21 protein-coding genes, 1 riboswitch and 1 other annotated feature are annotated in these 21,039 nt (G+C 43.8%); of the genes, 5 read left to right on the top strand and 16 right to left on the bottom strand.

Features of this window, described 5'->3' with window-relative positions:
• Positions 1–3 precede the first annotated feature (3 nt).
• From hisB to tet(35), 5 genes are all read right to left on the bottom strand, one after another.
• Positions 4–1,077: a bifunctional histidinol-phosphatase/imidazoleglycerol-phosphate dehydratase HisB gene (hisB, locus tag R7Q11_RS07925; protein ID WP_005389832.1), complete on the bottom strand. Its 1,074-nt coding sequence runs from the start codon at positions 1,075–1,077 to the stop codon at positions 4–6.
• A 69-nt stretch (positions 1,078–1,146) separates the two neighbouring features.
• The gene (gene hisC / locus R7Q11_RS07920; RefSeq protein ID WP_225466341.1) at positions 1,147–2,187 is read right to left on the bottom strand and encodes a histidinol-phosphate transaminase; all 1,041 of its coding nucleotides are present in this window, start codon (positions 2,185–2,187) and stop codon (positions 1,147–1,149) included.
• A 12-nt stretch (positions 2,188–2,199) separates the two neighbouring features.
• Positions 2,200–3,492 (bottom strand): histidinol dehydrogenase, encoded by a 1,293-nt coding sequence (gene hisD / locus R7Q11_RS07915; protein ID WP_225466340.1) that lies wholly within the window; start codon positions 3,490–3,492, stop codon positions 2,200–2,202.
• Between the two features lie 5 nt (positions 3,493–3,497).
• Positions 3,498–4,394, bottom strand: a complete 897-nt coding sequence (hisG, locus tag R7Q11_RS07910; protein WP_005378180.1) for an ATP phosphoribosyltransferase — start codon at positions 4,392–4,394, stop codon at positions 3,498–3,500.
• Between the two features lie 53 nt (positions 4,395–4,447).
• Positions 4,448–4,585: a sequence feature (His leader region), on the bottom strand.
• A gap of 180 nt (positions 4,586–4,765) precedes the next feature.
• Complete coding sequence (gene tet(35), locus R7Q11_RS07905; protein ID WP_005378182.1) at positions 4,766–6,367, bottom strand: tetracycline efflux Na+/H+ antiporter family transporter Tet(35); 1,602 nt, start codon at positions 6,365–6,367, stop codon at positions 4,766–4,768.
• Positions 6,368–6,476: 109 nt separating this feature from the next.
• Positions 6,477–6,659, bottom strand: a riboswitch (Lysine riboswitch).
• A 582-nt stretch (positions 6,660–7,241) separates the two neighbouring features.
• On the opposite strand from tet(35), the gene R7Q11_RS07900 reads away from it, so the two are divergent.
• Positions 7,242–7,649 carry an H-NS family nucleoid-associated regulatory protein gene (locus R7Q11_RS07900; protein ID WP_005378185.1) on the top strand — a complete coding sequence of 136 codons (408 nt, stop codon included), beginning with the start codon at positions 7,242–7,244 and terminating at the stop codon, positions 7,647–7,649.
• A 127-nt stretch (positions 7,650–7,776) separates the two neighbouring features.
• Here the strand turns inward: R7Q11_RS07900 and R7Q11_RS07895 are convergent, their stop codons facing one another.
• Together R7Q11_RS07895 and R7Q11_RS07890 are read right to left on the bottom strand one after the other, a co-directional pair.
• Positions 7,777–9,081, bottom strand: coding sequence for an inosine/guanosine kinase (locus R7Q11_RS07895; RefSeq protein ID WP_005378187.1), 1,305 nt, complete (start codon positions 9,079–9,081; stop codon positions 7,777–7,779).
• 117 nt (positions 9,082–9,198) lie between these two features.
• Positions 9,199–9,468: a hypothetical protein gene (locus tag R7Q11_RS07890; RefSeq protein WP_005378190.1), complete on the bottom strand. Its 270-nt coding sequence runs from the start codon at positions 9,466–9,468 to the stop codon at positions 9,199–9,201.
• Between the two features lie 188 nt (positions 9,469–9,656).
• Between R7Q11_RS07890 and mnmA the strand changes: the two genes are divergently transcribed.
• From mnmA to purB, 3 genes are all read left to right on the top strand, one after another.
• Positions 9,657–10,781, top strand: coding sequence for a tRNA 2-thiouridine(34) synthase MnmA (gene mnmA / locus R7Q11_RS07885; protein ID WP_053307448.1), 1,125 nt, complete (start codon positions 9,657–9,659; stop codon positions 10,779–10,781).
• Positions 10,782–10,791: 10 nt separating this feature from the next.
• On the top strand, positions 10,792–11,409 hold the full coding sequence (gene hflD, locus R7Q11_RS07880) for a high frequency lysogenization protein HflD (RefSeq protein WP_005378194.1): 618 nt from the start codon (positions 10,792–10,794) through the stop codon (positions 11,407–11,409).
• Positions 11,410–11,562: 153 nt separating this feature from the next.
• Complete coding sequence (gene purB, locus R7Q11_RS07875; RefSeq protein ID WP_005378198.1) at positions 11,563–12,933, top strand: adenylosuccinate lyase; 1,371 nt, start codon at positions 11,563–11,565, stop codon at positions 12,931–12,933.
• A gap of 133 nt (positions 12,934–13,066) precedes the next feature.
• Here purB and R7Q11_RS07870 read toward each other — a convergent pair whose 3' ends face one another.
• From R7Q11_RS07870 to htpX, 9 genes are all read right to left on the bottom strand, one after another.
• Positions 13,067–13,600 (bottom strand): DUF3833 domain-containing protein, encoded by a 534-nt coding sequence (locus R7Q11_RS07870; RefSeq protein WP_017821713.1) that lies wholly within the window; start codon positions 13,598–13,600, stop codon positions 13,067–13,069.
• Positions 13,600–14,193: a chalcone isomerase family protein gene (locus R7Q11_RS07865; RefSeq protein WP_025766881.1), complete on the bottom strand. Its 594-nt coding sequence runs from the start codon at positions 14,191–14,193 to the stop codon at positions 13,600–13,602. Before R7Q11_RS07865 ends, R7Q11_RS07870 begins: the two co-directional genes overlap by 1 nt.
• The gene (locus tag R7Q11_RS07860; RefSeq protein WP_053307449.1) at positions 14,153–14,665 is read right to left on the bottom strand and encodes a DUF2878 domain-containing protein; all 513 of its coding nucleotides are present in this window, start codon (positions 14,663–14,665) and stop codon (positions 14,153–14,155) included. The genes R7Q11_RS07865 and R7Q11_RS07860 overlap by 41 nt, the downstream gene beginning before the upstream one ends.
• Positions 14,666–14,671: 6 nt before the next feature.
• The gene (locus tag R7Q11_RS07855; protein ID WP_053307450.1) at positions 14,672–15,928 is read right to left on the bottom strand and encodes an SAM-dependent methyltransferase; all 1,257 of its coding nucleotides are present in this window, start codon (positions 15,926–15,928) and stop codon (positions 14,672–14,674) included.
• Positions 15,922–16,740, bottom strand: coding sequence for a DUF1365 domain-containing protein (locus R7Q11_RS07850; protein WP_053307451.1), 819 nt, complete (start codon positions 16,738–16,740; stop codon positions 15,922–15,924). Before R7Q11_RS07850 ends, R7Q11_RS07855 begins: the two co-directional genes overlap by 7 nt.
• 1 nt (position 16,741) lies before the next feature.
• Positions 16,742–18,052 carry an NAD(P)/FAD-dependent oxidoreductase gene (locus R7Q11_RS07845; protein WP_225466339.1) on the bottom strand — a complete coding sequence of 437 codons (1,311 nt, stop codon included), beginning with the start codon at positions 18,050–18,052 and terminating at the stop codon, positions 16,742–16,744.
• Between the two features lie 12 nt (positions 18,053–18,064).
• On the bottom strand, positions 18,065–18,790 hold the full coding sequence (locus tag R7Q11_RS07840; RefSeq protein ID WP_053307452.1) for an SDR family oxidoreductase: 726 nt from the start codon (positions 18,788–18,790) through the stop codon (positions 18,065–18,067).
• Positions 18,787–19,206: a nuclear transport factor 2 family protein gene (locus R7Q11_RS07835; RefSeq protein WP_005378211.1), complete on the bottom strand. Its 420-nt coding sequence runs from the start codon at positions 19,204–19,206 to the stop codon at positions 18,787–18,789. The genes R7Q11_RS07840 and R7Q11_RS07835 overlap by 4 nt, the downstream gene beginning before the upstream one ends.
• Positions 19,207–19,415: 209 nt before the next feature.
• Positions 19,416–20,285 (bottom strand): protease HtpX, encoded by an 870-nt coding sequence (htpX, locus tag R7Q11_RS07830; RefSeq protein ID WP_005388085.1) that lies wholly within the window; start codon positions 20,283–20,285, stop codon positions 19,416–19,418.
• Between the two features lie 509 nt (positions 20,286–20,794).
• Between htpX and R7Q11_RS07825 the strand changes: the two genes are divergently transcribed.
• Complete coding sequence (locus tag R7Q11_RS07825; RefSeq protein ID WP_005378215.1) at positions 20,795–20,962, top strand: hypothetical protein; 168 nt, start codon at positions 20,795–20,797, stop codon at positions 20,960–20,962.
• The last annotated feature ends 77 nt before the right edge of the window (positions 20,963–21,039 follow it).

Genomic DNA, 21,039 nt, shown 5'->3' with positions numbered 1-21,039 from the left:
GCCTTAAAGCACGCCTTTACTACTTGGTAGCTCAGTGCCTTCTACTTTGATTGCTTGGCGCAAAGTACGGCCAAACGCTTTAAATAGGCTTTCAATGATGTGGTGATCATTGTTGCCCGCAGAAGAAAGGTGCAACGTACACGCTAATGTGTCAGTCAGAGAGCGGAAGAAGTGAACCACCATCTCTGTTGAAAGATCACCCACTTGCTCACGACTAAACTGCGCGTCGAACTTAAGGTAAGGACGACCTGATAGGTCTAGTGCGCATTGCGCCAAACACTCATCCATTGGCAAGCTAAAGCCAAAGCGACCAATACCACGCTTGTCACCCAGTGCTTCTTTCAACGCTTGACCTAACGCAAGAGCGGTATCTTCCACTGTGTGGTGATCATCAATGTGCAGGTCACCTTCCACTTTGCACACCATTTGGAATCCACCGTGCGTCGCAATTTGATCCAGCATGTGGTCAAAAAAGCCAAGACCTGTGGAGATGTCATTACCGCCTTGCTCATCAAGATTAACGAATACTTTGATGTCTGTTTCTTTTGTGGTTCGAACGACTTCAGCAACACGCGCCTTCACTGTGAGATCTTTTAGGATCTGTTTCCAGCCCATGGTTTCTGGGTTGTATTGAATACCACGAATTGCCATATTTTCTGCAAGTTGAAGATCGGTTTGACGATCGCCAATCACAACAGAGTTTTGGAAATCCACTTTGCCACCTTGAAGGTACTCTTTTACCAAGCCCAATTTAGGCTTACGGCAAGAGCAGTTGTCTTCATCAAAGTGAGGACAAATCAGTACGTCATCGAACTTCACACCTTGAGACTCAAAGATCTCCATCATCATGTTGTGCGGTGCATCAAAATCAGCTTGTGGGTAGCTGTCTGTACCCAAACCATCTTGGTTCGTGACCATCACTAGGCGGTATCCTGCATCCTGCAACGACAACAGGCTTGGGATAACAAATGGTTCCAGTTTTAGTTTATCTAAACGGTCTACTTGAAAATCAATCGGCGGCTCGACAATTAAGGTGCCATCACGATCAATAAAAAGGATTTTTTGTTGTTTGCTCACTCGAACTTCCTTATTGCTATTCTTTTGGCGCTCCCGCTATTGAGCGAGAGCGATAAATTCTGTCTCTATTTATGCGTAGTAGTTTCTGATAAATCCAAGCGTTTTTTCGCACTCGTCACGGTTACCCACACTGATACGCACACAGTTTTCAATTGGCGAGTTACGCAAAATAATGCCCGTATCCCAAGCCGCTTTGAAAAGGTCATCGCCATCTGGGAATTTCACCAATAGGTAGTTCCCCCACCCTTCAAACACTTCCAAACCCGGAATCATTAAAAGGCCAACTTGCAAGTAAGCACGGTTTGCATTCAAATCGAGAACTTGAAACTTCGCTCGTGCTAAACCAGCTTCCGAAAGCGCCTGAGTCGCAATTTCTGCCACTGGAACTGGGACTGGGTAAGGTGCGATAACTTTAAGAAGTACATTAATAAGCTCTTCGTTCGCAAGCGTAAATCCACAACGCAGACCTGCAAGCGCAAAAGCTTTCGACAGAGTACGCAGAATCGCAAGATTCGGGTATTGCGCCAGTAGGTCTACCGTTGACGCTTCTGGACAAAAATCGATGTACGCTTCATCCATCACCACGATTGCACGGTCTTTTGTCATCTCAAGCAGAGACACAATGTCCTCACGCTTAACCAAGTTACCCGTTGGGTTGTTTGGCGAACATACAAAAACCAGTTTCACGTTATCCAGATTAGCTTCGATGCCTGCAAGGTCTAGTTGCCAATCTGACGTTAGCGGCACGGTTTTGCGCTCTACACCGATGGTTTCTGCACTGATGGCGTACATACCGTAAGTCGGTGGACAGTACAGAATCGCATCTTCACCCGGCTCACAAAAAGCACGAATCAGTAGTTCAATACCTTCATCTGCTCCGCGAGACGTTAGTGTTTGCTCTGGTTTCACACCCGCATAGGCTGCGTAAGCAGAAATCAGTTCTTTAGGCTGACATTCGCTGTAACGATTAAGACGAGCGAAGTCTGTTTTGTATTCATTATTGAATGGTGATTCGTTGGCGTTTAGCCATACGTCACCGGTACCACCAATTCGACGAGCCGACATATAAGGGGTAAGTTGTTGGACTTGTTTGCGCGCTAGCTTTTCCATCTCAATATCCTCTTACTTAGCTGCCAGTTTTTCTACGCGAATGGTCACTGCACGTTTGTGTGCATCCAGACCTTCTGCTTCCGCCATGGTGACCACCGTTGGTGCAAGGTTCTTTAGACCATCAGCAGACAGCTCTTGAACCGTCATACGTTTCGAAAAGTCCGCTAAGCCTAAGCTTGAATACGTGCGTGTGTAACCGTAAGTAGGAAGAACGTGGTTAGTGCCCGATGCATAATCACCTGCTGATTCAGGCGACCAATCCCCAAGGAAGATAGAACCTGCGTTATCTAATAGAGGTAGAAGCTCACGAGGGTTCTTAGTCTGAACAATCAAGTGCTCAGGACCGTAGTAATTGGAAATAGAAACTGACTGCGTCATCGACTCGGAAATAATGATCAAGCTTGATGCCAGAGCCTTTTCTGCGATGTCTGCACGAGATAGCTCCTTAAGCTGACGTTGAACCGCATCCGTCACTTGATCAGCAATCACAGGAGAAGGAGTCACCAATACCACTTGAGAATCAGGACCGTGTTCCGCTTGGCTCAAAAGATCCGCAGCGATAAAGTCTGCATCTGCGGTTTCATCTGCAATCACTAGCACTTCTGATGGCCCTGCTGGCATATCAATCGCAGCACCGCGGAAATCATTGCTAACCTGTCGTTTTGCTTCGGTCACGTAAGCGTTGCCCGGACCAAAGATCTTATCTACTTTCGATACAGTCTCGGTGCCATAAGCCATTGCAGCAACTGCTTGGCCACCACCGACGTTGTACACTTCATCAATGCCACACAGTTTCGCGACATAAAGGATCTCATCAGCGATTGGCGGTGGAGAACAAAGAACGACTTTACGACAACCTGCAATTTTTGCAGGAACGCCGAGCATCAAAACAGTCGATGGCAAAGGCGCACTGCCACCAGGAATGTACAAACCCACTTTTTGAATTGGGCGTGTTACTTGTTCACAAAGGACACCTGGCTGCGTTTCCACCTTGATCGGTTGCGGCTTTTGCGCTTTGTGGAACTTAGAAATATTGGCGTAAGCTTGCTCTAGTGCGCTCTTCATTGACTCTGACAAACGCTCTGACGCTGCCTTAATTTCCTGAGAAGAAACACGAATGGATTCAGGCTTAACACGGTCAAACTTTTCTGTCAGCTCAATAAGAGCAGAGTCACCTTCTTTTCGAACTTTAGCAATAACTTCGGCCACAGCAGTGGTGATATTGGCACCTTCTGCAATAGCAGGGCGCTCCAAAATAGAGTCTTGCTGATTCTCACTTAATGATTGCCAAACGACTGTTCTCATGATGCTTACTCCATCATTTTTTCAATTGGTAGAACGAGAATTGAACTTGCGCCCAACTCTTTCAGCTGTTCCATTGTTTCCCAGAACAGGTTTTCAGAACTCACTAAGTGAACAGCCATTTTCTGCTTATCTGCAGAAAGAGGAAGAACAGTTGGGTCTTCAGCACCTGGCAGTAGTGCTTTAATTTGATCTAACTTCTCTGCTGGGGCGTGAAGCATAATGTACTTAGATTCTTTCGCTTGCTGCACGCCTTGCATGCGAGTTAACAGCTTTTCGATTAGCGCCACTTTGTCTGCGTCGAACTCACCTGTGCGTTGAATCAATGTCGCTTTTGATTTGAAGATAATTTCAGCTTCTTTAAGGCCGTTCGCTTCCAGTGTTGCACCTGTAGAAACCAAATCAGCGATAGCATCAGCGAGACCCGCGCGAGGAGCAACTTCTACAGAGCCTGTCAGCATACATGTAGAGAATGGAACGCCGGCTTCATCCATGTACGCTTTTAGAAGTTGAGGATACGTTGTAGCAATACGCTTGCCAGCTAAGTCTTGTGGGCCGTTGTACTCTTCGTCCTTGTCGATTGCGATAGATAAACGGCAGCCACCAAAATCAAGTCGACGAAGCTGAACAAACTCGCAGGGTTCACCTAATGCTTTGCGGTCAAGGCGAACTTCTTCTAGTTCATTTTCGCCAATAAAGCCAAGGTCAACCACGCCATCCATAATTAAACCTGGGATGTCGTCGTCACGAACCAAGAGTAAATCAATTGGCATATTTTCAGAATGGACAACTAAACGCTCGCCCATTACGTTGAACTTTACGCCGCACTGTTTTAGTAGAGCTTGGCTCTCTTTGCTAAGACGACCTTTTTTCTGAATTGCGATTCTTAAACGTTGTGTTTGCATTGCTTTGTCCCTATGCAAGATTTTGATATCTAAGTATTTTTCAAACTAATAAAACTAAAAAACCCTCGGGAGATTGAAGTCTCCCGAGGGTTTAAAATCTGCTTTTACTTTGATTTTACCTCCGGGAGTTTCCTGCCTCCCGGGTATGCGTACATCGCCCGAAAGACTAGATTGGGTGATGATGGTGATGAATGTTCATTACAAAATTACGCATACTTATTTCAAGGCTCTTCTCATTTGCTTTGTTACCAACCACACTAACCAAGCTGATTACTTTTTTCAACCCTTAATTTTAAAAAAATTCGAATTGTATAATACAAATAAAAAAGGAGGCCGAAGCCTCCTACAATTTCACCTTTTAAATCAGTGAATTACGCACTCTGGCAAGACGCTATTTTAGACTTTGAAAGCCATGACAAAATAGCGCAAACGATAACGAATGTTATCGACGCTGCAATAAACGAAAACGCAATTGAAGCAGTCATACCAAGGGCAATAAAGCCCACGCATGAAACAAGCGCGACTGATAATGCATAAGGTAACTGTGTTGATACGTGATCGATATGGTTACAACGTGCACCCGTCGATGACAAGATCGTCGTATCTGAGATTGGCGAACAGTGGTCACCGAATACAGCACCAGCAAGAACCGCACTTAGCATCGGTAGCATTAGCGCTACATCTGTTGCGCCAGCCATATCACCCGCGATTGGTAGCATGATGCCGAACGTACCCCATGAAGTACCTGTTGAGAACGCCATCAGGCCAGACAACAAGAATAGGATAACTGGTAGCCAGTGCGGGTTAATGTTGCCCTGCGCCATTGTCGAAAGGTAAGTACCAGTCTTCATATCACCGATAACAGAACCAATGGTCCAGGCAAATACTAAGATTAGAATCGCACCAAACATAGACTTAGCACCAATCCAAAGTGTACGTGCGATCTCAGCCATTGGTAGACCTTGCTTCACAACAGTAAACAGTGCAACTGCTAAGCCAAGCAAGCTACCGTAGATTAGTGATGTACCTACATCTGTATTTTCAAAAGCACCAAGAAGCGCAAACTCCTTACCATCAGCAGCCAATGCTTGGCCACCCGTGTAAAGCATTGAAGCGATAGTCGCGATAATCAGCGTCACGATAGGAAGTATCAAATCTGACACTTTACCCTTTTCACTTTCACGGATATCTAGCTCTTCGTTTAGGTCATGCGCTTCTTGCGAGTCATTTTCTTTGTCTTTATCAAAGCCACGACCTTGCGATGCAGAGATCTCATGCTCACGCATTTTACCAATATCAAGACCAAACCACGCAACAGCGAACACCATTAGCAGCGCAAAAACGGCGTAGAAGTTCATTGGAATAAGACGAACATATGCGCCAAGAGCCGAATACTCTGTGATCCCATGTGAGACTAAGATCCCGCCAATAATAGTAATAATGTAAGCACCCCAGCTAGAAGCAGGCATAATTACACACATTGGAGCAGCGGTTGAGTCTAGAATGTACGCAAGCTTAGCGCGAGACACATAAAAGCGATCGGTTACTGGGCGAGAGATCGCACCAACAGCAAGGCTATTAAAGTAATCATCGACAAAAATGAATACGCCTAAAAAGGCGGCAAGAAGTTTGGAGCCGCGTTTACTCTTCACTCGAGATTGTGCCCATTCAGCAAAAGCACGAGTACCGCCAGATAGCGTTAATAAAGCTGTTGTCATACCTAATAAGATTAGGAAACCAACAATGCTCATGTTCCAAGTGTTAATTCCGCCATCTTCAATAAAGACAGAAGAAACTTGAGAACTGACGTAACCTGCGGTGTCGCTGATAGACCAGCTATTAAGTAGCACCGCACCTAGCACGATCCCTACACCCAAGGAAACTAATACACGTCGAGTCAAAATCGCCAAAGTCAAAGCGACAATAGGTGGCAATAATGAAACAGGAGAACTAGAAAAATCTATTAAATTCATGATCTTCAAAAACCAAAGTTTGGCTAGAGATCTACTGCAGACAAGTCACGTAGCATACGATACGTGCTCATGTTGAACTTAGCGACAGGGAAGCGAACACTCCACCCAACCCTACAGTAGCGCTCCATAGTTTAATGTGAATATATACTATGGCAGTGTTGTTCCTTTCAGATACAACCCCAGTAAGTAACTTTGATGAGTTACTTACTTCGGCAATCTTCGCCTTCCACTATTATTCATTGGCATCACCCCAATAATAGCTACTCTTCGAGACCGCGCCTCTACGGCAACAACAAACAATTAACCACTAACTGTACAAATTAACAACAAATTGTCTGCAATATTGCATCAGGTGGCAGCCATTGTACTTATGATGAGAGTCAATGCAACACATCAAACTAAATTAAACAAATAAATAATGACTGAGATAATTTATAAACCTTGCCTACTTCCATAAGTTTTGTGCAACTGAAATCACATCAATCATGTTATTTATGAAACATTATTACTACCTTAGAAATATCATGGTTTATCTTATATCAATAAATTAAGGATATATGACACACCATTAAAGATGGATGCTTCATATTTTTAAGTAATAACTCAAATTTTTTTATAAAAAACCAAGCTGTCACTCTCTCTATACAATAATGATTGTTGATTTTAGTTCTCATCTAATAATGATTTATTTCGAGTGTAATAATATTAATTGCTTTAAAAAATAGTCAAATTTAAACAAAATCTTGATTTAGCATTTGCACATAAGGAAAAGATAAAGTTAAATATAAGGACTCTTTGTTTATTTATAGATTGGCATTATTTAATCGTAACGATAAAAAGTGCCCAACACATTAACCTTTTAATAGGAATCGTTATGTCAGAGCTGACTAAAACCCTTCTAAATATCCGTAGCCTTCGTGCATTTTCTCGTGAGCTGACTCTAGAACAATTGGAAGAAGCTCTAGATAAACTCACTACTGTCGTAGATGAGCGTCGTGAAGCAGAAGAAGCAGAACGCGCAGCACAAGCAGAGCAAGAAGCTAAGCTTGCAGAGATTGCTGAGAAAATCGCTCAAGACGGTATTGACGTAGAAGCACTTATTACTGCGCTATCTGGCGAAACTAAGACGAAAGGCAAAGCGAAGCGCGCACCTCGCCCTGCTAAATACAAATACACAGATTCAAACGGTAATGAGAAAACTTGGACTGGCCAAGGTCGTACACCTTCGGCGATTCAAGAGCAACTTGATGCAGGTAAATCTCTGGATGAGTTCCTAATCTAGATCCGTGCTATTTTTAAAAGGCTCCCATAGGGAGCCTTTTTTATTTAAACCATTACAAATAAAAAAGGCACATTTCTTAATGTGCCTTTTACTTTAGTTACAGAATAGTTAATTAAACCGCTTCGTATTAACGTTCCCAGTATGCTTCTTCTAGGCTATCTTCTCGCTCAGGAAGTCCGCGCGACAATCGTGGTGAATGTTGCACGAGAACTTCGTAGCTAGCACGGTTTGCGTATTTGCAGACTTGAGAAAAAGAAGAGTAAGTTAAATACTCGTTACTGTGCTTGCTTGAATTAGGCACATTTTCTTTATGGTATTTATTTGCTGCCATATCATGAAGAACAGCAGATAACGCAGCATCACCTGCGCCATTTGTATTCTTAATTTTTTCTGGGCCACCCATATATGGCGAGATATGCGAGTACACTTTTATTGGCGTCTCGCATGAGTCTTTTTTCGCCGGACGACTGAATTCATAACGATTAAATTCAGCAATTGACCCTGGAAGTAATGGCAAAGAAGTTTCGCGCTTCGCGCTATCTTCCGTATACCCAGCCATAAATAGACCTACAGGACCCGCCGTGCACAATACTAGATCAGCCCACTCCAATGTTTTATCAGACGCAGCAAGTGGATCAGATTCCCCCGTCAGTGCTTCTGCTTCATCTTCATTCATCGCAACGACTGAAACGTTATCTCTAATGAATTCTTGCCAATATTTAGGGTCATCTTGAATAACAAACTTTGTGCCTAAAGTCAGAACAACAGGCACATCATTCTTTTTCGCGTACTCAATTGCTTTCATTGTTGCTTCCGGCATTGGGTCGCCGTCTTTGCAACGTACTAGATATGACGTCAGTACAAGTGCTGATGCATTTTTAAAGATTTTCTCTGGAATGCTATCAGGATGGAGTTGGTTCATTTGCCCTTCGCTGATAGCAAAAGTACGTTCACCGTCTTCTGTGATAAGAGCAAAACAACGGCCAATTGCACCATCTACACCTTGTAGGTAGTTCAAGTCCATGCGGCTTGATGTATTACAAAGATAACGGTAACCGTAGCTGCCAATCTTAATATCCTGGCTCATCACTCCAAGTAGTGTGGAGCGGTCATCCGCTAGCACGGAGTAGTTATGTAGCGTGTTACCAATTGTACCGCCCGCATACTCATTGGTAATCAAGTTCTCTTCTTTCAGTTGCTGGTATAACTCTTCTGCTCTTTCGTCATCGATAACCAGAGAGTGACCTTTACTCAGACCGTACTTTTCAATCACATCCGTTGTAACTTTTGCTTCAATATCAACCAAGGTTTGGTCAATACCAATGATGTGAGTGCGCGTCATCTTCTTGCTTTCTTGTGCTTGGCTCACCAGCGGGTCACGAGCATGAACAGGAAAATAGTGCTTCGATTTGCGTTGTCCAGGAAATTTCATATTGTCAGTCTGAGTAAGGGGATGAAAAGGAGAGCGGATTCTATACCGCTAATAATAAAGCAGCAATAAAAGCGATTATAGCAAACGTTTGCTGACAGCTTTTTTCTTTTAGGTGGCTTATTCACCTTCCATAAAGCTGAGATCTGGTAGTTGCTCAAGGTGCTCGCTATAACGCTTTAGGTTGAACTCACCTTCATTCTTCATTACATCAAAAATCTCAATTGACATCGCACATGCCATCATCGCAACCGCATCTTCACGTGGTGTGCCAGTCATCATTAAACGCATAAGGGTTTCTTTTACTTTAAGCGGGTTGCCATCTTCGAGCTGATTTTCAACAATTTCAATCAACTCACTTTCTTGCATAAATTGGTTTTCTTCTGTCATTTGGTGTTTCCTCTTGGATTTTGGCCAACTATGCCATATATACCTCTTCTATACTTGCGAAATTACTCGTTCGAATCTTTGTTGAAGAAAAATCCAGCGAAACGAATTGTGATTTCGATCTCGGATCTGTCACCGGTCTGTGGATTCTGATAGAATCTGCATCCCGTTTATTTAAGTGGTGTTTAGTAATGTCTGATAACAGCCAAAAGAAAGTCATCGTCGGTATGTCCGGCGGCGTTGATTCATCTGTTTCCGCGTATCTTCTAAAGCAGCAAGGCTACCAAGTAGAAGGCCTTTTCATGAAGAACTGGGAAGAAGATGACAACGAAGAATATTGTACAGCGGCAGAAGATCTTGCTGACGCTCAGGCAGTATGTGACAAGCTAGGCATCCACCTACACACTATCAACTTTGCTGCCGAATACTGGGATAACGTATTTGAGTACTTCCTTGCTGAATACAAAGCTGGCCGTACTCCGAACCCTGACATTCTTTGTAACAAAGAAATCAAGTTCAAAGCATTCCTAGAATTCGCTGATGAAGTACTTGATGCTGATTACATTGCAATGGGCCACTATGTGCGTCGCTCTTTCCCAGAAAATGGTGAAAAACCACAGATGCTGCGTGGTCTAGATGGCAACAAAGATCAAAGCTACTTCCTGTACACATTAAGCAACGAGCAAATCGCACGTAGCCTATTCCCTGTTGGTGACCTAGAGAAGCCAGAAGTACGCCGCATTGCTGAAGAGCAAGATCTAATCACGGCGAAGAAGAAAGACTCTACTGGTATTTGTTTCATCGGTGAACGTAAGTTTACGGAATTCCTGGGTCGCTACCTTCCAGCTCAGCCTGGTAATATCGAGACTCCAGAAGGCGAAGTGATTGGTCAACACCAAGGCCTGATGTACCACACACTTGGTCAGCGTAAAGGTCTACACATTGGTGGCCGTAAAGGCGGCGGTGGTAACGAGGACCCATGGTTCGTTGGTGAGAAAGATCTAGAACGTAACGTTTTGATTGCCGTTCAAGGTAAAGACCATCCAATGTTGAAATCAGAAGGTCTACTTGCATCACAACTTCACTGGGTAGATCGTGAGCCAATTCGCGATGTTATGAAGTGCACAGTGAAAACTCGTTACCGTCAGGAAGATATTCCTTGTACAATCATCCCTATCGATGATGAAAACATTAAAGTTATCTTTGACGAGCCACAAATTGCTGTAACTCCAGGTCAATCAGCAGTGTTCTACAAAGGTGACGTGTGCCTAGGTGGCGGCATCATCGAGCAACGCATTAAATATTCTGAAGCTTAGGAGTCGTTACGTGGCGAATACACTTTATGACCGTACTATCGCTTTCGCTGGGATTTGCCAAGCTGTTGCTTTAGTTCAACAGGTAGCGAGAAACGGACATTGTGATCAAGATGCTTTTGAAACATCAATCAACGCTATTTTGAGCACTAACCCTGCTAACACAGTTGGCGTATTCGGTCGCGAAGCCGATCTAAAGCTCGGCCTAGAATGCTTGGTTAAAGGGATTGATAGCACACCATCAGGCAGTGAAATTACTCGTTACATTATTAGTTTAATGGCGTTAGAACGTAAGTTAAGCTCTCGAAACGATGCTATGTCTCAGCTTGGTGATCGTATTCAAATGGCCAAGCGTCAGTCAGAGCACTTTGAGCTACTAGACGATCAAATGATCAGCAATTTAGCGAGCATCTATCTGGATGTCGTTAGCCCTATTGGCCCACGCATTCAAGTAACGGGCACGCCATCTGTACTGCAGCAGACGGCAAGCCAACACAAAGTTCGTGCGCTGTTGTTATCTGGCATTCGTAGTGCAGTTCTTTGGCGTCAAGTTGGTGGTAAGCGTCGCCACCTAATCTTCGGGCGCAAGAAGATGGTAGAGCAAGCACAAATCCTTCTTGCTCGTCTGTAGTAAAATATCAAATAAGCAGCTCGCGTTTATCGCGAGCTCATTTTTTTCGACTAAAACAAATCTCGCGCAAACGTTTGCGCAATATTCGTGACAATTGCCACAGTTATTGGTATAAAGCTCACGAAATTTAGAAACCCAATTCAGGAGAACATCATGGAACTGTCAGCATTGACTGCTGTTTCACCAGTAGACGGCCGTTACGGAAGCAAGACAATTGCGTTACGCGAAATTTTCAGTGAATACGGTCTACTAAAGTACCGTACTATCGTTGAAATCCGCTGGCTACAAAAGCTTGCTGCTACTGCTGAAATTGCAGAAGTGCCAGCGTTTAGCGCAGAAGCAAACCAATTCCTAGACGACCTTGCTGCAAACTTCTCTGAAGAAGATGCACGCCGTATCAAAGAGATCGAGCGTACAACTAACCACGACGTAAAAGCGGTTGAGTACTTCCTAAAAGAGAAAGTAGCAGACGTTCCTGAACTGCACGCAGTAAACGAGTTCTTCCACTTCGCATGTACTTCTGAAGACATCAACAACACATCACACGCTCTAATGCTTAAAGAAGCGCGTGAGAACGTGATTCTTCCAGAAATCCGTAACCTAATCGACGCTATCAAAGCACTAGCAGTGGAATACCGCGACATTCCTCTTCTATCTCGTACACACGGTCAGCCTGCTTCTCCATCTACTATGGGTAAAGAAATGGCAAACGTGGCGTACCGTATGGAGCGTCAATTCAAGCAAATCGAAAACGTTGAGATCCTAGCGAAAATCAACGGTGCAGTAGGTAACTACAATGCACACCTTTCTGCTTACCCAGAGCTAGATTGGCACAAGTTCTCTGAAGAGTTCATCACAGAGTCTCTAGGCGTAACTTGGAACCCTTACACAACTCAAATCGAACCGCACGATTACATCGCTGAGCTGTTCGACGCTATCGCTCGTTTCAACACTATCCTGATTGACTTCGACCGTGACGTTTGGGGTTACATTGCACTAGGCCACTTCAAGCAAAAAACTATTGCTGGTGAGATCGGTTCTTCAACAATGCCTCACAAAGTTAACCCAATCGACTTTGAAAACTCAGAAGGTAACCTAGGTCTTGCGAACGCTGTATTCGGCCACCTAGCACAGAAACTGCCTATCTCTCGTTGGCAACGTGACCTAACTGACTCAACGGTTCTACGTAACCTTGGTGTTGGTGTTGGCTACGCTATCATCGCTTACACTTCGACACTTAAAGGCATCAGCAAGCTAGAAGTAAACCGTGAAGCGCTTCTTGCTGAACTAGACAAGAACTGGGAAGTACTAGCTGAGCCAGTACAAACCGTTATGCGTCGTTACGGCATCGAGAAGCCATACGAGAAGCTGAAAGAGCTAACTCGTGGTAAGCGTGTAGACGGCGAAGCAATGCGTAACTTCATCGACGGTCTTGAGCTTCCTGAGCACGAGAAAGCACGTCTGAAAGAGATGACACCAGCGAACTATATCGGTCAAGCAATCGAGCTGACAGATAAGCTGTAATACTCCTGTAACGACCAGATACTTAAAAGGTTGACGCGAAAGCGTCAACCTTTTTTAGTTAGGAGAGTTAGGTCGGGAGAAAATAATTTTAGTTATATGGAATGGATTATTAATTGAAGATCAGCCCCATTTGTTATGGCAGCTTTTGGAAGAACAAGGTTATTGTTCCTACTTCCACACCAAACTTTTTTATTTTCGTTAGATTGAAAACGTGTCTGTCATCCTGACGATAAAGCCAATCATCAAAAGCAACCGTCACTGATGAATCCTCCATTTGTAGCTCAAAGTCATATTGCCACTGTAGCGCATTGCCCTGCTCTTCCCCTGTTGCCACACCTATAATATCGTCTGCCTTACCTTCATAACGACCGTCTTCTAATCTAGTGATAACCCAAATTCGCTGGTCCACCTCTCCGTCATCAAACACGAAGTCTTCCACCAGCGTCAGCGTATCACCCGCTACAGTACCCACTATATCGACTTCAAAGCGACGCGTTTGCTGTCCGGTATAATCTTGCACCATCCCCCACGCCTTTATGTCGCCTTCGAAATAACCGAATACGTCAAAAGTCGGTTTAGAAGAGCGGTAATTATCAATGTCTGCGGAACATGCCGAAAGAAAAACAGCTGCCACTAAAGTCGCTGATTTAAAAATTCGTTTAAACACTATCTAACCTGCCCTATCAATTGTTTTCGGAGTTTCGGAAATTCTGTGTTGGGTGATAACCATATAGCCAAAAATGCATCGTTCATTCGTTCGTCTTCAATGATGCCAACGTTCTTTACTTGCACGTCCCCAACCTGCTTATAAAAAAGCTGACCAGATTTTCCATCTGTTAGATAAGTAAGCTCGTCACCTTTTTGAATATCAGGAAACATACGATCGAGCTCGCTGATCCAAGCTTTTCGATATGAGTCCGTAAAACCCAATTTCGCCCACTGCTCATCCGTCACATCAAGCAGCTGTTGCTTACTGATGTCTCTCTTGTAATTAATTTCCAACGCAAGGGGATGTGGCGATACGTCATCGCTTACGATGAACTTTCCATCAGGCGCTTTTAATCTTGAGTGATAAATATCGAAGATGAACCAGGTAAGTTGGGCTTCTCCAACAGTTTTCCATCCCTTCCAATTCGCAATGTTGCTAGCAGCTTCGCTGTTTCCAACGGGTTGAGCTTGCAGAGCAAAAGAACCAGTTACTATTACCAACGCAAGCAGCCTAGTCAGTCTCTGAGTTAAAACTCTCTTCAAGCTTTTCATTTCCGTACACCTTGAGTATCAAGAGCATCATGACGCACCATTCGACAAACAACATTGCCAGTGTAGCGCCAGTGCTAAATCCAAATTCAACGGCTTGGAGCTTATAGCCAGCAAAGTAGCTCGCTGTTCCTCCGAGTCCGCCTACTATTGATACGTAGGTTTTTGGGAAACGGTACAAAATTGACTTGAGTTGATAGGCATACCAGGCGAACAGAATCCAAAGGCACAAAAGCCAAAGGGGTAACCATTGAGTGGCAAACATGAAAATTGAAAATTGCTGATTTAATGTATCAAGCACGAGACCAATCGTGGCGATAACACCAATACTTTTGAGCGAAGATGCGTCAGTTTTCAAACAATATAGTAGGGTTGCCAAAGTAAGGAATAACGTCACCCATTGCCATTGATAGGTTCCAAGCACCGCTGCAAACCAGCAGAGTTGGAACCATGTCGAAGCAAGAAACACCTTCATAACGAACTACGGGCGTTGAAACGTCATGTGAACGGCACTGATCGTGCGAGCCAAAAAGCCACCTTCACAGTAGCTCAAATAGTAGCGCCACATACGCACAAAGCGGTCGTCGTAGCCAAACGAGCGCACTTCATTCTCTGCTCGATTAAAACGTAAGTGCCATTCGTTCAGCGTCTTGGCGTAGTCCAAACCAATATCGAACAAGTCTCGCGTCACTAAGTCACTGTACTTTGTTGTTGCTTGGGTTAGTGAGGTTACCGACGGTAAAAAACCACCCGGGAAAATGTACTTTTGGATAAAGTCGACGTTGTTACTGTAGTAATCGTAACGCTGATCGGCAATCGTAATCGCTTGAATCGCCATCAAGCCACCAGTCTTCAATAAAGACTCACAGACCTTAATGTACGAAGGCAGGAATTGTTTGCCCACAGCTTCAATCATTTCAATAGAAACGAGCTTGTCATAAGTGCCAGTTAAGTTACGGTAATCTTCTTTGAGTAGTGTGATTTTATCTTCTAAGCCACGCTCTTTGATTTTTTGCTCCGCATACGCGTGTTGCTCTTCAGATATCGTTGTTGTGGTGACCTGACAGCCGTATTGTTCGGCCATGTAAATCGCCATAGCGCCCCACCCTGTGCCAATTTCAACAACATGATCAGTGGGCTTCAGCTCAAGTTGCTGACATAGACGATCCATTTTGTTGATTTGAGCCTGCTCTAGAGAGTCATCCGCATGATTGTAAAGCGCCGAAGAGTACAGCATATTGGTATCAAGGAACGCTTCGTATAGGTTGTTACCCAAGTCGTAATGCGCATGGATATTTTTACGTGAGTTCTCTTCAGAGTTTCTGTTTGACCAATGACTGAACTTGTACAGTATTTTAGTCAACCAACTGCCTTGCTCTTCGAGTTTATCTAGAGCACGCATGTTAAGGGCCATCAGTTTCATTAATGAGGTTAAATCGGGGCTATCCCACCACCCATCCATATAAGCCTCACCAGCAGCAATACTGCCGCCCTGCAAGATCCGTGAATAAAAGCCTGGATGTTTTACCTCTATAGTAGCGACAACAGGTTGACCACTGTACTCCCCATTTAGCGCACTAAAACGCTCGCTTCGCTCTGTCGTTTCCGTCTTAAAACTTTCAATAACTGTTAAGCAGCCGATTTCCATTTTTTGCAGACATTGAAAAATAACTCCGCGAGCCGCTTTTTGCGTTGTCGTCAATTTACGCGGCAATGTCATAGAACTAGTATTTAACATGCAGAATTCTCCTTGTGCTTTTTATTTTTTTTGTCTGTTTTTTCAGTATCGGCTTCTATTTCTTCATGCGTTGAATATTTAGGATGAGAATAAAAAGGTGCGCCTTTCACCCAAAGTTTTAATGCGTGCCAATAAATACCAACCATTACTTTTACCGTTTGTATTGGTGTAACGATCAAACACCTCAATAAGGTTTTACTTGAAAGTGGCTTGGCTTTCATAACCATGGTGGCATCAAAGTGTTTCTCTCCTTTGTGACATTCAAGATGAATATTCAACTTGTCTGTCAAAGGTTTAATTCTCCAGCGGTAGAGTTGGTCAATCGGGTTGAATGGCGAAACATGAAATGCTTTATTTTGTTCCCAACCAAACTTTTCTTCTTCTTTATCTGCTGACACCACGTAGTAATGTCGTTCATTCCAAGGAGTGTTACTCACCTCTGCGAGGAGATACTTCCATTCTCCTTCCTTGTTATAAACGTAGTAGAAATTAACGGGGCTGAAATAAAGTCCTAGATAACGCAAGTGACAGACTGCGACTACCTTGCCAGTACAGCGAACACCTGTCAGTTCTTCAATTTTGCTGTGCACTGCCGACTTGACGCTACCTTCACCAATGTAATCACTGCGTTTGAAGCGTGCCCAATGCCACCAACGCGAACCAAAACCCCATACTTTTTTCTCTAAAGCATCGAGCTCGTCTACATCGATGGCGGGCATAAATAAAGAGTAGTTCAACTCATGATTCACAGGCGTGAATCGACGGTGACGAACGTTGCCTATAAACAATCGGCTGTTCATTTGGCTATCCATATCACGCTGCGCCTTTTTCGAAAGGAACCACATTTTGTTCGCGGTACTTTTCTTCTATTTCTTTCACAACATCAAGCGCGCTACGCACGCCATCTTCATGAAAACCGTTGTACCAATAAGCGCCGCAGAACCAGGTACTTTGTTTGCCCTGTATCTCATCTTTGCGCTGCTGCGCTGCAATAGACTCAGTGGTGAATACTGGATGATGATAAGTGAACGAACGCAAGACTTTATTTGAGTTAATTTGCTCAGTACTGTTCAACGTTACACAAAACGTGTGCTCTGATTGAATATGTTGAAGAATGTTCATGTTATAAGTGAGCGAAGGGAGGCGTTGCTGTTCCTCTTCACTGCCTTCCAATAGGTAGTTCCATGATGCCCATGCTGCCTTACGTTTTGGTAGTACGGCAGAGTCGGTATGAAGAACAACTTCATTTGCTTGGTATGTCATATCCCCCAAGATTTTCTGCTCAATTGGGCTAATATCCTCTAGCATTCTCATTGCTTGATCACTGTGACAAGCTAAGATAACGTCATCAAACCAATGCGTTTCTCCGCGAACTTGAACGCCAGCCCCTTTTTCGTTGCGAACCACTTTTTCGACAGGACTATTAAGACGAATACTCTCGGCAAAGCCTTTGGTCAATGGTGGAATGTATGAACGTGAACCTCCTTTAATCACATACCATTGTGGCCGGTTAGTCACATCTAGCAGACCGTGGTTGAGGAAGAAACGTAAGAAGAACATAAGAGGGAATGCGCGCATGTCAGCTAAAGTCGACGACCAAATCGCAGCACCCATCGGTAATATGTAGTTATCGGTAAAGAAAGCACTGAATTTGTGTTCATCAAGGAACTCACCTAACGTCTGAGAGTGCGTGGATTGCTCGCTAGCGAAGCGCTTGGCAAGTTTATTGAAACGAAGTATCTCGAAGATAAATCGATAAAATTTAGGGTTTGCCCAGTTACGTTTTTGAGCAAACAATGTCGACACTGTGTGGCCGTTGTACTCTAGTCCGTTCCCATCATTTCTGACACTGAAGCTCATTTGAGTCGGCAGACCTTCAACGCCAATCTCGCTCATCATTTTAATGAAATTAGGGTACGTACGATCGTTATAGACGATGAACCCAGTGTCTATCGCGTATTCTCTACCATCAAGGCTCACATCAACGGTTGCAGTATGGCCACCAATGTAATCGTTCGCTTCAAATAGCGTTACATCATATTCTTTATGCAAGTAATAACCACAAGTAAGGCCAGAGATTCCCGTTCCCACAATCGCTATCTTCTTTCTTCCTGCTGTTTTCATTTTTATTCCTTTTTATGATACGAGTTTAGCAGTTAGGCGAGCTTGCCAACTGTATGGAAGTAACGAGATAAAACGTAAAATACTGGTAAATCTCGCTGGGAAATAGATATAGGTCTTGTTGGCGGCTAACTGCTTCCTGATAGAGTCCGACGCTTGCTGAGTAGAAATGATCATTGGCATTTCGAAGTCGTTTTTGTCAGTCAACGGCGTTTCAACAAAACCAGGAAACACCGTTACCACATTGATCCCTTTCTTTTTCAAGTCGACGGCGAGCGTGCGTGCAAAATAACTGACTGCCGCTTTGGATGCGCCGTAAGCTTCAGCACGAGGCAGTGCCACTTCTGATGCGATAGAGCCAACAATAACAATGCGGTGCCCTCTCTCTAAATGCACTTGGCAGCCTTCAATGCAGTTGGCAACACCGACAACATTTACGTTCATCACACGCGCCATGAGTTTCGCGTCGACCACTCCCTCATCCATGTACTCACAATCGCCTGCGTTAAAAACCCATGTGTTTGGCGTAAAGGGCAAATTAGAGAGCGCCTGCTGAGTTTCCTCATAATTTGTCACATCAAACTGCAATGTATGAATTTTAGAGGAAACTGCCTCCAGTTCTGCAAGAACATCTTGATTCCGACCACAAGCAATCACATTCCATTCTGAGTTCGCGTAATCTAGGGCAAGCTGTCTTCCTATTCCGGAGGTGGCGCCTGTGATTAAGATGGTGTTGTTCATTGTCCTAACCTCTGCTTGATGGTTTTAACGACTGAACCAAGTAACGGTAAATGCTCATAGAGCATCTCTCCGAGATCAAAATAGTCTCGGTGATAAATGACCTGACCTTCGCTAAATTTGAGGTGCGAAACACCATTGACGAGAATAGGCGCACCCTTCTGAAGTTTGGGATGCTGAAGGTCCATTGTCCAAGTTAGGAAGCCTGTATCTCCGACTTGTTGATGCTCATGGATTACAAAATCACAACTGATGACGTTGGCATATAATGAGGTGAAATAATCCGAAAGTGCTGGCCATCCTTCTAAACGATGCGCTGCGTCCTCAAATACTACATCTTGGTGATATATATCCTTAAGTAGATGTAAGTTCGCTTTGTTGAGCTTTTGATAGATATTGCCAACAGACTGTATGTCCATTTTATACTCCTACACGCCCATTAAGTTGTACAAAATTATTATATGTACAAGATAGTTCATTCCACCAAAGTTGTACAAAAATAATTTTGTATAACTTTGTTTCTGTAAGTAGTACGTGATGAAGTTCGCACGCGATCAATCGGCGAAAAAAAAGGCTTGGTCAAAACCAAGCCTTTTCAGCAGATTAACAATTATTTAAGTAGGAACAATTAGTATTGCTGGCCTCGCAACGCTGCAATACGTTTATCTAGCGGAGGGTGGCTCATTAGTAGCTCAGTCAGCGACTGCTTGCCATTGATACCAAACGCCATCATGGTGCCATCCAGTTGAGATTCATGACTCACCTTCAAACGCTCTAGAGCCGCAATCATTTTTTCTTTGCCAACGAGGCGCGCAGCACCTGCGTCCGCGTGGAATTCGCGATGACGGCTGTACCACATAGTCAAGAAGCTAGCTAGGAAACCAAATACCAGTTCAAGCACCATGGATACGCCAAAGTAAACCATCATGTTTGTACCTTGGCCTTCTTCATCATCGTTCGATGCCACGATATTGGCAATAAAGCGTGATAGGAAGATAACAAACGTGTTCACGACACCTTGCATCAACGTCATCGTGACCATATCACCATTTGCAATATGGCTCACTTCGTGTGCAAGTACTGCCTCTGCCTCATCACGAGTCATATTGTGTAAAAGACCGGTAGAAACTGCGACAAGAGAGTCATCTCGTTTTGCACCTGTCGCAAATGCATTGATATCTGGTGAATCATAAATAGCCACCGTTGGCATGCCAATACCCACTTGTTGAGCTTGACGACCCACAGTTTCGACTAACCAATGCTCCGTTTCGTTGCGCGGGCTTTCAATGACCATACCACCAACCGAGCGTAGCGCCATACCCTTTGACATCATCAACGAAATAAATGCGCCACCAAAACCAAATACAGCAGCCATTACAAGTAAACCTGACAGACTGCCTGGTTGCATTCCAGTTACAGCGTAAACAATATTCAGAACAACACTAAGCACTAGCACGACAGCTAGGTTAGTTGCTAGGAATAACATAATTCGCTTCATTACTTTTCTCCGAGGAAGCTTATCGTTTTTTTAAAACGGATTGTTATAAGGAACAAATGGTAATCGCTATAAAAGCCAATTCCGTTGATTTTCATGTTCCGTGCGTTATAGATATAGTCTATCCGCGATAAAAACAAGGTTAAGCAATAAATTGCAACATTTGTTTTCGGGACTGAAATATTTGATTCAAGCGATTTCAAAACATGCTTTGGTAGGAGCTGGAACCTCCGTTCATATACATTTATCAAAATGATAAAATAAGCTCTGAGCTACACATCATCTATTGATAGATGATCTTGGTGTTAAATCTATCACCTCTTAGCAACTTAGCTAGAAATTTTTTAATAGACCAAAAACAGTACGTTAGCTCTGCTATAGACTTTGGTCTTATTGTGCGGCCACATGGACATGCTAAATTCGAATGAGATGAACAAAACAGAGCCACTCTAAGTACATTGCAAAAAGTGCATTGGGTGAGCTCAAAAACTCCATGTATTGAGGGAAAAACCATGGTAGAAACTAACGACTATCAAATGGCTATTGATTTACTACGTTGTCACCTAGGCATCTCAGAGGACGAGGCAAAGCAACAACTTGGTATTTCAACCGATCATCATATGTCTCAGCGTGTTGCAGAAACACAACAAGCATTGATGGGGCTCAGCCAAGATAAGTAATCTGACTTTTTAGGTTACACCAACAAGAAAGGGCTGCATTGCGCAGCCCTTTGGTTTTTTTAGTCTTTTATCCTAAA

It is taken from the genome of Vibrio sp. 970, assembly GCF_033339075.1.
Note: the sequence above shows the minus strand (reverse complement) of the source record. Positions and strands in the feature narration are given on the sequence as shown.

What these genes read in the sequence shown, in the direction of transcription:
- hisG (WP_005378180.1), bottom strand. Translation starts at nt 4,394, where the DNA reads ATGCAAACACAACGTTTAAGAATCGCAATTCAGAAAAAAGGTCGTCTT.
- R7Q11_RS07840 (WP_053307452.1), bottom strand. Translation starts at nt 18,790, where the DNA reads ATGAACAACACCATCTTAATCACAGGCGCCACCTCCGGAATAGGAAGA.
- R7Q11_RS07835 (WP_005378211.1), bottom strand. Translation starts at nt 19,206, where the DNA reads ATGGACATACAGTCTGTTGGCAATATCTATCAAAAGCTCAACAAAGCG.
- hisD (WP_225466340.1), bottom strand. Translation starts at nt 3,492, where the DNA reads ATGAGAACAGTCGTTTGGCAATCATTAAGTGAGAATCAGCAAGACTCT.
- R7Q11_RS07860 (WP_053307449.1), bottom strand. Translation starts at nt 14,665, where the DNA reads ATGAAGGTGTTTCTTGCTTCGACATGGTTCCAACTCTGCTGGTTTGCA.
- R7Q11_RS07850 (WP_053307451.1), bottom strand. Translation starts at nt 16,740, where the DNA reads ATGGATAGCCAAATGAACAGCCGATTGTTTATAGGCAACGTTCGTCAC.
- R7Q11_RS07825 (WP_005378215.1), top strand. Translation starts at nt 20,795, where the DNA reads ATGGTAGAAACTAACGACTATCAAATGGCTATTGATTTACTACGTTGT.
- hisC (WP_225466341.1), bottom strand. Translation starts at nt 2,187, where the DNA reads ATGGAAAAGCTAGCGCGCAAACAAGTCCAACAACTTACCCCTTATATG.
- R7Q11_RS07845 (WP_225466339.1), bottom strand. Translation starts at nt 18,052, where the DNA reads ATGAAAACAGCAGGAAGAAAGAAGATAGCGATTGTGGGAACGGGAATC.
- htpX (WP_005388085.1), bottom strand. Translation starts at nt 20,285, where the DNA reads ATGAAGCGAATTATGTTATTCCTAGCAACTAACCTAGCTGTCGTGCTA.
- R7Q11_RS07895 (WP_005378187.1), bottom strand. Translation starts at nt 9,081, where the DNA reads ATGAAATTTCCTGGACAACGCAAATCGAAGCACTATTTTCCTGTTCAT.
- R7Q11_RS07865 (WP_025766881.1), bottom strand. Translation starts at nt 14,193, where the DNA reads ATGAAAAGCTTGAAGAGAGTTTTAACTCAGAGACTGACTAGGCTGCTT.
- R7Q11_RS07890 (WP_005378190.1), bottom strand. Translation starts at nt 9,468, where the DNA reads ATGACAGAAGAAAACCAATTTATGCAAGAAAGTGAGTTGATTGAAATT.
- purB (WP_005378198.1), top strand. Translation starts at nt 11,563, where the DNA reads ATGGAACTGTCAGCATTGACTGCTGTTTCACCAGTAGACGGCCGTTAC.
- R7Q11_RS07855 (WP_053307450.1), bottom strand. Translation starts at nt 15,928, where the DNA reads ATGTTAAATACTAGTTCTATGACATTGCCGCGTAAATTGACGACAACG.
- R7Q11_RS07900 (WP_005378185.1), top strand. Translation starts at nt 7,242, where the DNA reads ATGTCAGAGCTGACTAAAACCCTTCTAAATATCCGTAGCCTTCGTGCA.
- mnmA (WP_053307448.1), top strand. Translation starts at nt 9,657, where the DNA reads ATGTCTGATAACAGCCAAAAGAAAGTCATCGTCGGTATGTCCGGCGGC.